Source organism: Buttiauxella gaviniae, from assembly GCF_040786275.1.
GTDB lineage: Bacteria > Pseudomonadota > Gammaproteobacteria > Enterobacterales > Enterobacteriaceae > Buttiauxella > Buttiauxella gaviniae_A.
On sequence record NZ_JBFMVT010000002.1, the window covers coordinates 3,887,111 to 3,901,466 of the forward strand.

Below are 14,356 nucleotides of genomic sequence, written 5' to 3' on the forward strand. Positions count from 1 at the left end.
TTTTGCATAAGCTCAGGAGCAGCATTGTGATTGGACGACTCAGAGGCATCATCCTGGAAAAACAGCCCCCGCTGGTATTAATGGAAGTGGGTGGCGTAGGGTATGAAGTGCATATGCCGATGACCTGCTTCTATGAATTACCGGAAATCGGTAAAGAAGCGGTGGTGTTTACCCAGTTTGTGGTGCGTGAAGACGCGCAATTGCTCTACGGTTTTAACAATAAACAAGAACGTACTCTGTTCCGTGAGCTTATCAAAGTGAATGGCGTAGGCCCAAAACTGGCGCTGGCAATCCTTTCCGGCATGTCGGCACAGCAGTTTGTGAATGCCGTCGAGCGTGAAGAAATTGGCTCGTTGGTCAAACTACCTGGGGTCGGTAAAAAAACCGCAGAGCGCTTAATTGTCGAAATGAAAGACCGCTTTAAAGGCATGCATGGCGATCTGTTTACGCCGGCAGCTGACTTGGTCCTTACCGCGCCAGACAGCGGAGCAACGGATGACGCAGAAGCGGAAGCGGTTGCCGCGCTGGTATCTCTGGGCTATAAACCACAAGAAGCCAGCCGCATGATCAGTAAAGTCGGCCGAGCCGGTGCCGATTGTGAAACTCTGATTCGTGAAGCATTACGCGCTGCACTTTGAAGCCCCTTGAGGTAGATGAAGGATGATTGAAGCAGACCGTCTGGTATCGCCAGACACTATCACCCCTGACGAGTTAATTGACCGCGCGATACGCCCGCGGTTTCTGGCGGACTATGTCGGCCAGCCGCAGGTACGCTCGCAAATGGAGATTTTCATCCAGGCGGCAAAACTGCGTGGGGATGCGCTCGATCATCTCTTGATTTTTGGCCCGCCCGGCCTTGGCAAAACGACGCTTGCGAATATCGTCGCCAATGAAATGGGCGTCAATCTGCGTACCACATCGGGCCCCGTGCTTGAAAAAGCAGGGGATTTGGCGGCAATGCTCACCAATCTTGAACCTCACGATGTGTTGTTCATTGATGAAATCCATCGCCTTTCGCCGGTGGTCGAAGAAGTACTGTATCCGGCAATGGAAGATTACCAGCTCGATATTATGATTGGTGAAGGCCCGGCTGCGCGTTCGATCAAAATTGATTTACCGCCGTTTACCCTGATTGGCGCGACCACGCGCGCGGGTTCACTCACATCGCCACTGCGTGATCGCTTCGGCATCGTGCAGCGTCTGGAGTTTTACCAGGTTGCCGATTTGCAGCATATTGTAGGCCGCAGCGCGAGTGTACTAGGGCTTGAGATGAGCGAAGAGGGTGCCCTGGAAGTGGCGCGTCGTGCTCGGGGAACACCACGTATAGCTAACCGTTTACTGCGGCGTGTGCGTGATTTTGCGGAAGTGCGTCACGACGGCACAATCAGTGCAGACATCGCCTCGCAGGCGCTGGATATGCTGAATGTAGATACCGAAGGTTTCGACTATATGGACCGCAAACTCTTGCTGGCGGTGATAGACAAATTCCTCGGTGGGCCAGTCGGGCTCGATAACCTCGCGGCTGCCATTGGCGAAGAACGTGAAACTATTGAGGATGTACTGGAACCTTTCCTGATACAGCAGGGTTTCTTGCAGCGGACCCCTCGTGGACGCATTGCAACCCCAAGAGCATGGACTCACTTTGGCATAGTGCCGCCTGCACAGCCTTAATGTCTTTTAGCTCCTCCCCCTGGCAAGGGGGAGGTTGGGTAAGGGTGGTTTTAAGCCCCTTGCTTCTTCGCCATACTCAATACAAACAGTACCGCCGAACTCAGCACCACTGATGGGCCGGCTGGCGTGTCATAGAACGCGGAGAACGTCAGCCCGCCGGTGACAGAAATCATCCCAATAATCACCGCAAAACCTGCCATTTGCTCTGGCGTGCGGGCGAAGCGACGCGCGGTTGCCGCAGGGATAATCAGCAGGGAGGTGATTATCAGCGCCCCGACGAATTTCATCGCAACACCAATCGTCAATGCCGTCACCAGCATCAGCAACATTTTCACGCGTTGCAGATTTACTCCATCAACATGGGCAAGATCCGGGCTAATGGTCATCGACAATAAATTACGCCACTGCCAGAGCAGCACACCGACCACAACCCCAACGCCAAGCGCGATAGAGATAATATCGGGCATCGTCACGGAGAGCAGATCGCCAAACAGATACGCCATTAAATCGACACGCACGTTGGACATTAAACTTACGACGACCAAACCCAGCGAGAGTGCGCTGTGAGCCATAATTCCGAGTAATGTATCTAATGCCAGATGTGGGCGCTTCTCAAGCCAGACCAGCCCTAATGCCAGCATTAGCGTAACGGCAATGACGGCGTAAAACGGATTAACATTAAGCAGCAAGCCGAAGGCCACGCCGAGTAAGGATGCATGGGCGAGGGTATCGCCAAAGTAGGACATCCGACGCCAGACAACAAAAGACCCTAGCGGGCCTGCGGCACATGCCAGAAGAATCCCGGCAAGCCAGCCGGGCAATAACAATTCAATCATGACTGGCCATTCCCTCTGCGCAACACAATGCGTCCGGTAAGATCGTGACGGTGGTTATGGTGATGACGATAAATTCCCAGTTGTTCCGCACCGCGTGCACCAAACATCGAAATGAATTCAGGATGCATTGAGACCACTTCAGGCGTGCCGGAGCAGCAAATATGGTGATTCAGGCACAACACATCATCCGTTTTCGCCATAACCAAATGCAAGTCATGGGAAACCATTAACACCGCGCAATTAAGTTCATGGCGCAACTGGTCGATTAGGTTATACAGCGCCAGCTGGCCGTTAACATCCACGCCCTGAGTCGGTTCATCAAGAACTAACAACTGCGGCTGATTTAACAAAGCTCGCGCCAGCAGAACGCGCTGGTTTTCGCCGCCGGAAAGTTTTTGCATCGGGGCTTCAATCAGATGTGCGGCCTGAACGCGTTTTAGCGCGGGCAGAATATCGGCCTTTTTTACGCCCGGGCGCAGCCGCATAAATCGGCTGACGGTTAATGGCAGGGTCGCATCCAGATGAAGTTTCTGCGGTACATACCCAATACGCAAATCGCGGTCCCGCTTGATAACGCCTTCGTCAGGTGCGACCAGGCCAAGTACTACGCGGACCAGCGTGGATTTTCCTGCTCCATTCGGACCCAGCAGCGTCAAAATTCGGCCAGGTTTCAGGTCGAGAGAAATATCAGACAGCACACGGCGTTGTCCGAAGGAAACAGAGATATTTTCTAGTGATACCAGATTTGTCATGACAATTTCAGGGGTTGCAGAAGTTAGCGGATGTTATAATATCACACATCTCATATTCATAACGATGAAAAGTCGCATTATGTTACATAAAAACTCATTTCTTTGCGCAGCTTTAACAACTGCTTTTCTGGGTACCGCAGCACTCCCGGCTCAAGCCGCCGTGGTTGCCTCTATTAAGCCGTTAGGTTTTATCGCCGCAGCAATTGCAGACGGTGTTACGCCCACGGAAGTTTTGTTGCCTGATGGTGCTTCTGAGCATGATTATGCACTTCGTCCATCCGATGTAAAACGCTTACAAAGCGCGGACTTAGTCGTATGGGTTGGCCCGGAAATGGAGGCCTTCATGCAGAAGTCGGTTAATCAATTAGCTGAGCAAAAACAAGTGCAACTGGCAGCTTTACCCGGCGTAAAACCGTTGCTTATGAAAGGTGACGATGATGATGACCACGGGCATGAAGGTCACGAACATCATGGTGAAAACAGTGACGAAGATCATCATCATGGTGAATACAACATGCATATTTGGCTCTCACCTGAGGTGGCGCGCCTGTCAGCGGTTGCAATCCACGATAAATTAGTGGAACTTATGCCCCAAAATAGAGCCAAACTAGACGCCAACTTGCAGACCTTCGAGTTAGGATTAGCCAACATCGACAAGCAAGTTGGTAGCGTGCTCGCGCCATTTAAAGGAAAAGGGTATTTCGTTTTTCACGACGCCTATGGCTACTTTGAAAAACACTACGGTCTTACGCCGCTTGGTCATTTTACCGTTAACCCAGAAATCCAACCCGGTGCGCAGCGTTTACATGAAATAAGAACACAGTTGGTTGAGCAAAAAGCCGTGTGCGTATTTGCTGAACCACAATTCAGGCCAGCAGTCATCAATGCTGTTGCCAGAGGTACTAACGTCCGTTCCGGAACGTTGGACCCGCTGGGAATTGAGGTCAAGCTCGGCAAAGACAGCTATATGCAGTTTTTGAGCGGGCTTGCGAACCAGTATGCGAGCTGCCTGAAAGGAGATTAGTGAGGAAGTGAATACGTGCAACAGATAGCCCGCTCTGTCGCCCTGGCATTCGACAATTTGTCCCGGCCCCATCGCGTTATGTTGGGGTCTCTTACAGTTCTTACACTTGCGGTCGCTGTCTGGCGGCCGTACGTCTATCATCCAGAAGCCAGCCCCGTTATTAAAACCATTGAGCTTGAGAAAAACGAGGTTCGCTCGTTACTTCCCGAGGCCAGTGAGCCGTTAGATCAATCCCCAGACGCCGAAGACGACACTATCCCCCAAGATGAACTGGACGATAAAACCGCCGGTGAAACGGGTGTTCACGAATATGTCGTCTCCACAGGGGATACGCTCAGCAGCATTCTGAATCAGTACGGCATTGATATGGGCGATATTAGCCAGCTTGCCGCCGTGGATAAAGATCTGCGTAATCTGAAAATCGGCCAACAGGTTTCCTGGACCTTAAACGATAATGGTGAACTACAGCGTCTGACATGGGAAATGTCGCGCCGTGAAACGCGCACCTATGATCGTTCAGGTAGCACCTTCAAACTCAGCAGCGAAATGCAGCAAGGCGAGTGGGTGAACAACGTGCTGAAAGGTACGGTGGGTAACAGCTTTGTCAGCAGCGCAAAAGATGCAGGATTGACCAGCGCTGAAATTAGCGCAGTGATTAAAGCTATGCAGTGGCAGATGGACTTCCGCAAACTCAAGAAAGGTGATGAGTTTTCGGTGCTGATGTCCCGCGAAATGTTGGAAGGAAAACGCGAGCAGAGCCAATTGGTGGGCGTGCGCCTACGCAGCAGCGGTAAAGATTACTACGCGATTCGCGCTGAAGACGGCAAATTCTACGACCGTAGCGGTTCTGGTCTTGCAAAAGGCTTTATGCGTTTCCCAACGGCGAAACAATTCCGTATCTCTTCAAACTTTAACCCGCGCCGTCTTAACCCGGTAACGGGTCGTGTCGCTCCGCATAAAGGTGTCGATTTTGCTATGCCGCAAGGTACTCCGGTGCTGGCCGTGGGTGATGGTGAAGTTGTGATGGCGAAACGGAGTGGCGCGGCAGGGTATTTCGTCGCTATTCGTCACGGTCGGACCTATACCACGCGTTATATGCACCTGAAAAAATTACTGGTGACACCAGGTCAGAAAGTAAAACGCGGCGACCGCATCGCACTTTCAGGTAATACCGGGCGTTCTACCGGGCCACATCTGCATTATGAAGTGTGGATTAACCAGCAGGCGGTGAATCCGTTAACGGCGAAACTGCCACGGACTGAAGGTTTGACAGGCTCGGATCGTAACGATTACCTGGCACAAGTTCGTGAAGTTATGCCCCAGCTTAGATTTAATTAATCCAGCCTTATGAACTAAGCCGGTACTCTGTTACCGGCTTTTTCTTTGTCTGACAGGCAATACCCCGCTAAGATACCTACACATTCTTATCATCAATGATTTGATGCTGTACTGAGAACATGCATGGAAAAAGCAAAAAAAAGTCACAGTGAGTTCATTCCTGAATTTCAAAAGGCCTTCTTGCTCCCGAAATTTTGGGGCGCCTGGCTGGGCGTTGGCGCTTTTGCAGGCCTCGCCATGTTACCGCCATCATTACGTGATCCATTATTAGGCAAAGTGGGGCGCATTGCCGGTCGCTTTGGAAAAAGTGCTCGCCGCCGTGCGCAAATTAACCTGCTGTACTGCTTCCCGGAAATGCCGGAAGAGGCTCGCGAAGCGGTTATTGACGACATGTTTGCCACGGCCCCGCAGGCAATGGTTATGATGGCTGAACTTGCGATTAAAGGCCCGAGCAAAGTTATGCAACGCATTGACTGGCACGGTAAAGAGATTATCGACGAGCTCAAACAGCGTGAAGAGAACGTGATTTTCCTGGTGCCGCATGGCTGGGCGGTGGACATCCCTGCCATGGTGATGTCGGCTAATGGTCAAAAAATGGCGGCGATGTTCCATAATCAGGGAAACCCACTATTTGATTATATGTGGAATACCGTGCGTCGCCGCTTTGGTGGGCGCTTGCATGCCCGTAACGATGGGATAAAGCCGTTTATCAGTTCAGTGCGTCAGGGGTATTGGGGATACTATTTACCCGATCAGGACCACGGTGCGGAACACAGCGAATTTGTTGATTTCTTCGCGACCTACAAAGCGACGCTACCTGCTATTGGCCGCTTGATGAAAGTGTGTCGGGCGCGCATCGTGCCGCTGTTCCCTGTCTATAACAGTGACACTCATCGCCTGGATATTTATATTCGCCCGCCGATGGACGATTTAGCAGAGGCTGATGACAATACGATTGCCCGCCGGATGAACGAAGAAGTGGAAGTTTTTGTCGGCCCGAATCTCAAACAGTATACCTGGATTCTTAAGCTGCTGAAGACACGAAAAGAGGGGGAGATGGAGCCCTATCGTCGTAAAGAGCTGTTCCCAAAGAAATAGAGAATCGATCATCCGCTAGAACCATAGTGAATACTATGTGTTTCATAAAATGTTTGGTCGATATTCTTGCGACCAGCCAGGTTGCCGCAAAAAATAAGCGTACACACTATGTATTTTGTGTGTACGTTTTTTTTGGTTTTTACCCGATTTAGCTCACCCCTCTGGGCAATTTACACCCATTTCTTTTGTCTACTTTTCTACATTTCACAATGTGACACAGATCACTTTAGCTTTCCCACTGCCAGGATACCTTTCTGACATATTTATATCATTGATTTTATTATATTTATTTAAATTATGAATCTCACAAAATTATAGGTTCATATCAATGATTCCATAATTTGTTGAAGGAATAACAAAATGGCCTCAGACGGCACCCGCTTCACCTTTACCGCCGGGCGGACCCCGGATGACACCTTTACCGTGGTGGATTTCCAGCTCACCCAGTCCCTCTCCTCCCTGTTTCGCCTTGAACTGACCCTCGCCAGCAGCAACCCGGCCCTGGAATTCCGTAAAGTCCTCGACCAGGGGGGGACGCTGATTATCCGGCAGGGTGAGGAGATTAAACGCCGCCTGCGCGGTATCGTGACCTTCTGCGAGCAGGGCAACACCGGTAAACACCAGACCCTGTACCACATAACCCTGCGCCCGGAGCTCTGGCGCAGCAGCCAGCGGCAGAACTGCCGCAGCTTCCAGAATGTCGATATCCGCGCCATCTTTCAGACGCTGCTCAAGGAGACGGGTGTGCTCACCCACGACGCGCTGTTCCGCCGCCCGCACCCTTTCCGTGAGTTCTGCGTCCAGTATCAGGAAACCGACTTCGATTTCATCGCCCGGCTGGCCGCCGAAGAGGGGATTTTCTTCTGCGAGGAAGAATATCTGGAGCGCAACCTGCAGAAACTGACCTTCGCCGATGACAGCCGCGTGCTGCGCAGACTCGACCCGCTGCCGTACAACCCCAACGGCGCCAGTGAATCCAGCCGCTACTGCATCAACAGTTTCTGCCGCCGCGCACAAATCCGCCCGGCCCAGGTCACCACGCAGGACTACACCTTTAAGGCCCCGCTCTGGCCCGGGCAGTTTAATCACCGCCCGTCGGAGATGCCCAACCAGCGGGCGGTGTATGAGATTTTTGACTACCCGGGGCGTTTCAAGGACGCGCAGCGCGGGGCAGACTTTGCGAAATATCAGGTGGAAGGCTGGCGCAGCGACGTGGACTACGCCACCGGCACCAGCAACTCACCCCAGCTCCAGCCGGGGCGCTGCTTCAGCCTGACGGACCACCCGCGCGCAGACCTCAACGACCTGTGGCAGGTGGTGTCCTGTCAGTTAACCGGCAGCCAGCCGCAGGCGCTCACCGGCAGCGAAGGCCAGGGCACCACGCTCACCAACAGCTTCAGCGTCATCCCCGCCATTCAGACCTGGCGCGCACAGCCCCCTCTCAAACCGCGGGTCGACGGCCCGCAAAGCGCCATCGTCACCGGCCCGCCGGGGGAAGAAATCTTCTGCGACGAGCACGGACGGGTGCGGGTGAAATTTGCCTGGGACCGCTACAACCAGGCGGATGCGAAAAGCTCGTGCTGGATACGCGTTTCACAGGCGTGGGCGGGCGCCGGGTTCGGCAACATCGCCATTCCGCGCGTCGGCCAGGAAGTGATTGTCGATTTTCTCAACGGCGACCCGGACCAGCCCATCATCACCGGGCGCACCTACCATGCCGGCAACCGCGCCCCGGGCGACCTGCCGGGCACCCGAACGCAGATGGCCATCCGCTCGCAGACCTACAAGGGCAGCGGCTACAACGAGCTGTTGTTCGAGGACGAGACCAATCAGGAGCTGCTGTCGATGCATGCCCAGAAGGACATGCAGGTAAAAGTACTTAACAGTAAAGATGTACGCGTAAATTACGACCGGACAGTTAGCATTGGGCACAATGAATCGCTCGTTGTGGCAAATGACAGAAAAATCACTGTTGAAGGTCAACAAGATCACAAAACCACCAAAAACTATCTGAATCTGATTGAAGGTGAGCACCATATTGAAATCAAAGGGGATCTTGCCCAAAAAATTGCTGGTGTAATGGGGATTAAAGTTCAGGGTGATATTGTATTACAAAGCGATAGCAAAATTAGTTTTCGTGTAGGTGGTTCATTTATTTCTATTCATGCTGGTGGTGTTGATGTCAAAGGACCCAAGATAAACCTGAATGGCGGAGGTAGCCCAGGAGAAGTTATTTTACCCATGAAACCTGCGATTCTTAAAGCCGCGGCGGGTGAAGGAACAATGTTTGTTTCTCATTGCCCTGAGGAGGATAAATAATGGGAGCGGTTCGTTACGCAATCGTTGATGGTTGCATTGTCGATGATCTTTTAGATTATCTCGCTGGGCTTAATTCCCCACATAGTTGTTTATACGCCGAACCTTTGCAGCCAGAATTGGTAAAACTGGCTCCTTATATTCTTGAAGTTACATCTGAGGTAGAACATTGGCTAAGTGCAAAAATAATTCCGTGGGGCATATATTTAACCACCGAAGCAACGATGCGTGTTTTGCGGCAACATTTGAGGAAATATTTACAGGTAACTCTTCCTGATGAGAGCAAGCCTGTAATTTTTAGATTTTATGACCCAAGAAATATTTGGGATGTTCTAAGTGTTTTATCAGACTGGGAGAAACATCTTTTTCTTAGCAAGATTAGCAAAATAGAAACTGATTATCAGCAATACCGGTCATTCTCAGTTCAAGATTTACATGAGCGCTATCCAGATGCCTCACTTGTCAAGCCTAAGTTCATGGAAATCAATAAAGAGCAATATAAGAAGTTAGAACAAATATTTGAAAAAAGATATATTGAAGAACTAGCATTGCTAATTCCACTTGCACCGGAGGAAAAAATAGACATCGCTTTTCCTCTTGCGGAATTATTTTTTTATTATATGCGTAATATTGGCATTACAGACAAAAGAAGCATTGATGAAATAGTAAGGCTATTTGCCCATGAAAATATACGTTCTCCTGAAGCTATACCTACTGAATATAAAAGTATTTTAGAAGATAGTCACAATCCCGGACATTATCGAGCTGAAAAGTTATTATTGCATGTTTACGGTAAAATACCAGCATGGAAAAGGAGTAATGCATAATGGGCATTAGTTTAACTGCTGGCTCACCTAAATGTTCGTGTAAAAATCCAGACACTTGCACACATGCTATAAAAATAAAAACATCTTCACCAGAGGGTAGCTATGAGTACAAGCAGGGTGAGTCTTTACCTGTAATTTACCTTCATGATGCTGAAGCTAAAGGTGTGGACTTTAAAACAACACTGATTGGCAAAACTTGCGTTAGCAACAGCCCTGACTGTCCCTCAGGCGTAATCCATAATGATTATTATCTTAGTCAACTAGTGAAAGGAGAGAATAGCAATACATTAAAATATTATAGCTCCGAAGATAAAGTAAAATTAACCATGGGTAGCGTTAGTACTGACAAAGTGGAAAAACTAGGTGTCCAAAATGTCTATAGCGCATTGGACTCTTTAGATATTGTGACATTTCTGAGTGATATCCTATTCAAAGGACTAGAAAATGTAGATAGAACAGAGTATCAGCTACAAATAGGTGAATGCCTGGGGCAACCTGTTCAAGAGTTTATATACCCGCTAAAAACAGCAGTAGATGGTAAAGCAAAACTCCCAATTTATACCTCGGTAGATACCAGAATAGTTGTTTTCCCGAAATTCGCGTGGTCTGTAAACGTGAACATCTCCAGTTCTGAAAATGACGGGACTAAAGAACTTTCCGATGATGAACGCTATAAAATAGTTCAAAGCAGAGAAAATAACAGCTCCATGAGTGTTGGTAAATATTCTATTACCCATGGCGTACATATTTCTGGCAGTGGTTCAATAAGCGTCGGAAGTAGCAGTAAAGATTATAGCAAGACAATGGATAAAGAATTCACTCGCTATAAAGATAAATTAACGCTTTTAAGGAATGCAGATAAAACACTGGACACAGTGACAAACCTACTCAAAGCAGATGACGATAAGATACAGCTATTAAAAATAGATATAAAATACCCATTCCTTGATATTACCGGCAGTGGAGACCTTCATCTTCGTAAGAACAATACACCTTATGTAAAATGTGCTGCAGATGTGAAATTATCACCCTTGATTGAATTTACGATCACCCTAGATTTAATACAGGCATTCGCAACTTATTTTCATCAAGAGAAAAATATTGCAAAGATAAGAGAAAAGGCACAGTCAAAAGAAGGTGACGTCAAAGCAGGCAAGAATGGAGTTTACGCAAAAGCAGTTTTAAACTTAGTAGTATCAGGGAATATAAACCTTTCGTATCGATATTTGTCCGATGAGAATTATGATTTCCATTCAGAATTAGGGAATGAAAATGAAGGCCAACTGGGTCTGGCTTTAGAATCTAAGGTCGAGGCAGGCCTAAAAATACTTATCGTTGAGGCTTATTTTAGCGCAGAAGCAAAAATCACTGCCGAATGCTGTTTTGCATTAGAGAAAAAAGATGATAAAGATCTGGAACTTGTCTTTTTCCATAATGGTATTGCTATGTATGCAAAATATAGAATAAAGGTTAGTGTGGGTGATGAAGATGATGATAACGATCCGGACATGAGTAAGAAAAAAATAGATGATTCTGATAATTGGGAAGAGGGAGAAGGTGAATGGGTTATCTGCCACAAATTAAACAAAGAAAAATCCCCTTATAGGATTGTTTTTTAAGGAAAATGGCATGAAGCTAAAAACATTGATTTTGGGCACATTACTTTTATCAACTAATGTACTTGCTGAAGGAAATATGGATAACGTAAGATATTCTGCATATTTTAACACTAGGAATGCGATTTGTATTTTATCTATCAATGGATTGGATTATCTTAGTACTCTTAAGGGACCAAGAACAATCAGTACAGGAAGTGACATCACGGATGCGCTCGAAAACAATAAACATAACAATATTGGGCTTATATTTTTCCCTTCTGAATCAGATAAAAAAAATGATACTTATAGCTGCGAAGTAAAAATTGTCAAATCAACTGAGGACAAAAAAGATGAAACAATAACCAATTTTAAGGTTGTTTTTGATAGCACGAATGGCCTTTCATTCAATGACCCGACAGGTTATTCAATAGAAAACATTAGTGATAAAACCAATAGTTCTATTGTCAGAGGGATATCGAACAGAATTAAATTTAAGGGTGATGAAAAGCCTGAGGATTGGTTAACCGCATACCGTAGTTTTAACGTAACTGGTATCCCAGTGTGGGAATGGACTAAAGCTACGCCGCAAGTTAATAATCAGGATTTAAGAAACCAGCTCATTATAGCTTACAAGGATTTGATTGAAGATTTGAAACGCAATGATCTTTCCACGATCAAGAAAAAATACTCCATTGCATTAGATGAGTATGCTAAAACAGACTTAACTGATGATACTGAAATATTTTTCGATTCAATTGGAATCGTCAATGCTGCACGAAAAGGTAAAGTAGATTTAAATCCCAACTGGGATAAATTCAAAGTATTAACTTACCAAAATAATAGAATTTTCTGCCTGGGTATCGGCGGTGTCAGTAGAAAATCCCCGATCCAATTTATCAATGATAAAGGCAAACATATTTTTTCATGGAACCCATTCTTCGCCGTCATAGATAACAAAATGGTACTCGTTCGTTGAGTAATAAATTTAAGGGAAGTCATTTATGCCACTTGCAGCAAAACTTAATGATCAAGGAACAGAGCACGACGGCTTTCATTCCACGCCAATAACCGCGGGCTCTGCAACAGTGTTTATTGACGGGCTGCCCGCTGCACGATTAGGCGATCCTTTAGTGGAACATAATGCACCACCACATCACCCGCCACATCCTCGGGCGATATCGAGTGGTTCTCCAACAGTATTTATTGATGGTATCCCAGCAGCCAGAACAGGTGACAGTATTAGTTGTGGTGGCGTTGTAGTGGGTAGCGGTACAGTCAATATCGGCTAATAAACAAAAAGCACTGGGGAGAGCATCGCCCAGTGCTTTTGTAGGCATTAATTTAACTGTGTCTTAACGACGTTCCAAAATCTTGAGGCAGTAACAGTACGTTACTACTCCCTCTGCTTGTTTTTCACAAGGCGGCGGAATTACTCAACGCACAAAATACGCGTGGTATTGGTTGTGCCAATGGTACTCATCACATCGCCTTGGGTGACGATAACTAAATCGCCTGACACCAGATAGCCTTTATCACGCAGCAAATTGACGGCATCATTTGCCGCTGCGACGCCGTCGCTTGCGCTGTCAAAGTATACTGGCGTCACGCCACGGTACAAAGAGGTGAGATTCAGCGTACGTTCATGGCGAGACATGGCGAAAATTGGCAAGCCGGAACTGATACGTGAAGTCATCAGCGCAGTACGGCCAGACTCTGTCATGGTGATGATGGCGGTAACCCCTTTCAGGTGGTTAGCAGCATACATCGCAGACATCGCAATCGCTTCTTCGACGTTGTCGAACTGTACGTCAAGACGGTGCTTGGACACGTTGATGCTTGGGATTTTCTCAGCACCCAGGCAGACGCGCGCCATCGCCGCAACGGTTTCAGCTGGATATTGACCCGCCGCCGTTTCGGCAGAAAGCATAACCGCATCGGTGCCATCGAGGACGGCGTTTGCCACGTCCATGACTTCCGCACGGGTTGGCATTGGGTTGGTAATCATCGACTCCATCATTTGAGTCGCAGTGATGACCGCGCGGTTCAGTTTGCGCGCACGGCGAATCAGGGTTTTCTGAATGCCGACCAGCTCAGGGTCGCCGATTTCAACGCCCAGGTCACCACGGGCAACCATCACTACGTCAGAGGCGAGGATAACGTCGTCCATTGCCGCTTCGTCACACACAGCTTCAGCACGTTCAACTTTAGCTACAATTTTCGCGTCACAGCCTGCATCACGCGCCAGGCGGCGAGCGTAGTTCAGGTCTTCACCACAGCGTGGGAAAGAAACGGCCAGGTAATCAACGCCGATCTTCGCCGCGGTCAGGATATCGGCTTTGTCTTTATCGGTCAGGGCTTCGGCAGACAGGCCGCCGCCGAGCTTGTTGATGCCTTTATTGTTTGATAGTGGACCGCCAACGGTCACTTCGGTAAACACTTTCATGCCCTGAACTTCGAGGACTTTTAGCTGTACCCGGCCGTCATCCAGCAACAGGATGTCGCCGGTGACAACATCAGCAGGCAGACCTTTGTAGTCGATTCCGACTTTTTCTTTATCGCCTTCGCCTTTGCCAAGGTTGGCATCTAGCAGGAATTTATCACCGATGTTGAGGAAAACTTTACCTTCTTTAAAGGTAGAGACACGAATTTTTGGTCCTTGCAAATCGCCCAGGATCGCGACGTGGCGACCCAGTTTTGCGGCAATTTCACGAACTTTATCGGCACGGATCTGGTGATCTTCTGCGGTGCCATGGGAAAAGTTCATACGCACCACGTTAGCGCCAGCAGCGATAATCTTTTCCAGATTATTGTCGCGATCGGTTGCCGGGCCTAAAGTGGTAACGATTTTGGTTCTACGTAGCCGTCTGGACATGTATTACTCCGTTGACTGAAACAA

Annotated in this window: 13 protein-coding genes; 10 read left to right on the forward strand and 3 right to left on the reverse strand. The window is 48.4% G+C overall.

The window, feature by feature from the left end; all coding sequences use genetic code 11:
* The first annotated feature begins 26 nt into the window (after window positions 1–26).
* The gene (gene ruvA, locus AB1E22_RS18525; RefSeq protein WP_367596697.1) at window positions 27–638 is read left to right on the forward strand and encodes a Holliday junction branch migration protein RuvA; all 612 of its coding nucleotides are present in this window, start codon (window positions 27–29) and stop codon (window positions 636–638) included.
* A 22-nt stretch (window positions 639–660) separates the two neighbouring features.
* A complete protein-coding gene (gene ruvB / locus AB1E22_RS18530; RefSeq protein ID WP_367596698.1) occupies window positions 661–1,671 on the forward strand; it encodes a Holliday junction branch migration DNA helicase RuvB in 1,011 nt (336 codons plus the stop codon).
* A gap of 50 nt (window positions 1,672–1,721) precedes the next feature.
* On the opposite strand, the gene znuB is transcribed toward ruvB, so the two are convergent.
* Window positions 1,722–2,507 (reverse strand): zinc ABC transporter permease subunit ZnuB, encoded by a 786-nt coding sequence (gene znuB, locus AB1E22_RS18535; RefSeq protein ID WP_367596699.1) that lies wholly within the window; start codon window positions 2,505–2,507, stop codon window positions 1,722–1,724.
* The gene (gene znuC / locus AB1E22_RS18540; RefSeq protein WP_367596700.1) at window positions 2,504–3,259 is read right to left on the reverse strand and encodes a zinc ABC transporter ATP-binding protein ZnuC; all 756 of its coding nucleotides are present in this window, start codon (window positions 3,257–3,259) and stop codon (window positions 2,504–2,506) included. The genes znuB and znuC overlap by 4 nt, the downstream gene beginning before the upstream one ends.
* Before the next feature lie 79 nt (window positions 3,260–3,338).
* On the opposite strand from znuC, the gene znuA reads away from it, so the two are divergent.
* The 8 genes from znuA to AB1E22_RS18580 all read left to right on the forward strand — a co-directional run bounded on the left by znuA (window position 3,339) and on the right by AB1E22_RS18580 (window position 12,749).
* Entirely contained in the window at window positions 3,339–4,283 is a 945-nt protein-coding gene (gene znuA / locus AB1E22_RS18545) for a zinc ABC transporter substrate-binding protein ZnuA (RefSeq protein ID WP_367597404.1), read from the forward strand.
* A 15-nt stretch (window positions 4,284–4,298) separates the two neighbouring features.
* Window positions 4,299–5,621 carry a murein DD-endopeptidase MepM gene (gene mepM, locus AB1E22_RS18550; protein ID WP_367596701.1) on the forward strand — a complete coding sequence of 441 codons (1,323 nt, stop codon included), beginning with the start codon at window positions 4,299–4,301 and terminating at the stop codon, window positions 5,619–5,621.
* Window positions 5,622–5,744: 123 nt separating this feature from the next.
* On the forward strand, window positions 5,745–6,719 hold the full coding sequence (lpxM, locus tag AB1E22_RS18555) for a lauroyl-Kdo(2)-lipid IV(A) myristoyltransferase (protein WP_367596702.1): 975 nt from the start codon (window positions 5,745–5,747) through the stop codon (window positions 6,717–6,719).
* A 360-nt stretch (window positions 6,720–7,079) separates the two neighbouring features.
* The gene (locus tag AB1E22_RS18560; protein ID WP_367596703.1) at window positions 7,080–9,038 is read left to right on the forward strand and encodes a type VI secretion system Vgr family protein; all 1,959 of its coding nucleotides are present in this window, start codon (window positions 7,080–7,082) and stop codon (window positions 9,036–9,038) included.
* Window positions 9,038–9,862 (forward strand): DUF4123 domain-containing protein, encoded by an 825-nt coding sequence (locus AB1E22_RS18565; RefSeq protein ID WP_367596704.1) that lies wholly within the window; start codon window positions 9,038–9,040, stop codon window positions 9,860–9,862. The genes AB1E22_RS18560 and AB1E22_RS18565 overlap by 1 nt, the downstream gene beginning before the upstream one ends.
* Window positions 9,862–11,481, forward strand: a complete 1,620-nt coding sequence (locus AB1E22_RS18570; RefSeq protein WP_367596705.1) for a hypothetical protein — start codon at window positions 9,862–9,864, stop codon at window positions 11,479–11,481. The genes AB1E22_RS18565 and AB1E22_RS18570 overlap by 1 nt, the downstream gene beginning before the upstream one ends.
* A gap of 10 nt (window positions 11,482–11,491) precedes the next feature.
* Window positions 11,492–12,436 (forward strand): hypothetical protein, encoded by a 945-nt coding sequence (locus AB1E22_RS18575; protein WP_367596706.1) that lies wholly within the window; start codon window positions 11,492–11,494, stop codon window positions 12,434–12,436.
* Between the two features lie 25 nt (window positions 12,437–12,461).
* Entirely contained in the window at window positions 12,462–12,749 is a 288-nt protein-coding gene (locus AB1E22_RS18580) for a type VI secretion system PAAR protein (RefSeq protein ID WP_367596707.1), read from the forward strand.
* A 140-nt stretch (window positions 12,750–12,889) separates the two neighbouring features.
* Here the strand turns inward: AB1E22_RS18580 and pyk are convergent, their stop codons facing one another.
* Entirely contained in the window at window positions 12,890–14,332 is a 1,443-nt protein-coding gene (gene pyk / locus AB1E22_RS18585; protein ID WP_367596708.1) for a pyruvate kinase, read from the reverse strand.
* Window positions 14,333–14,356: the final 24 nt, after the last annotated feature.

What these genes read in the sequence shown, in the direction of transcription:
- ruvB (WP_367596698.1), top strand. Translation starts at nt 661, where the DNA reads ATGATTGAAGCAGACCGTCTGGTATCGCCAGACACTATCACCCCTGAC.
- znuB (WP_367596699.1), bottom strand. Translation starts at nt 2,507, where the DNA reads ATGATTGAATTGTTATTGCCCGGCTGGCTTGCCGGGATTCTTCTGGCA.
- znuC (WP_367596700.1), bottom strand. Translation starts at nt 3,259, where the DNA reads ATGACAAATCTGGTATCACTAGAAAATATCTCTGTTTCCTTCGGACAA.
- znuA (WP_367597404.1), top strand. Translation starts at nt 3,339, where the DNA reads ATGTTACATAAAAACTCATTTCTTTGCGCAGCTTTAACAACTGCTTTT.
- lpxM (WP_367596702.1), top strand. Translation starts at nt 5,745, where the DNA reads ATGGAAAAAGCAAAAAAAAGTCACAGTGAGTTCATTCCTGAATTTCAA.
- AB1E22_RS18560 (WP_367596703.1), top strand. Translation starts at nt 7,080, where the DNA reads ATGGCCTCAGACGGCACCCGCTTCACCTTTACCGCCGGGCGGACCCCG.
- AB1E22_RS18565 (WP_367596704.1), top strand. Translation starts at nt 9,038, where the DNA reads ATGGGAGCGGTTCGTTACGCAATCGTTGATGGTTGCATTGTCGATGAT.
- AB1E22_RS18570 (WP_367596705.1), top strand. Translation starts at nt 9,862, where the DNA reads ATGGGCATTAGTTTAACTGCTGGCTCACCTAAATGTTCGTGTAAAAAT.
- AB1E22_RS18575 (WP_367596706.1), top strand. Translation starts at nt 11,492, where the DNA reads ATGAAGCTAAAAACATTGATTTTGGGCACATTACTTTTATCAACTAAT.
- AB1E22_RS18580 (WP_367596707.1), top strand. Translation starts at nt 12,462, where the DNA reads ATGCCACTTGCAGCAAAACTTAATGATCAAGGAACAGAGCACGACGGC.
- pyk (WP_367596708.1), bottom strand. Translation starts at nt 14,332, where the DNA reads ATGTCCAGACGGCTACGTAGAACCAAAATCGTTACCACTTTAGGCCCG.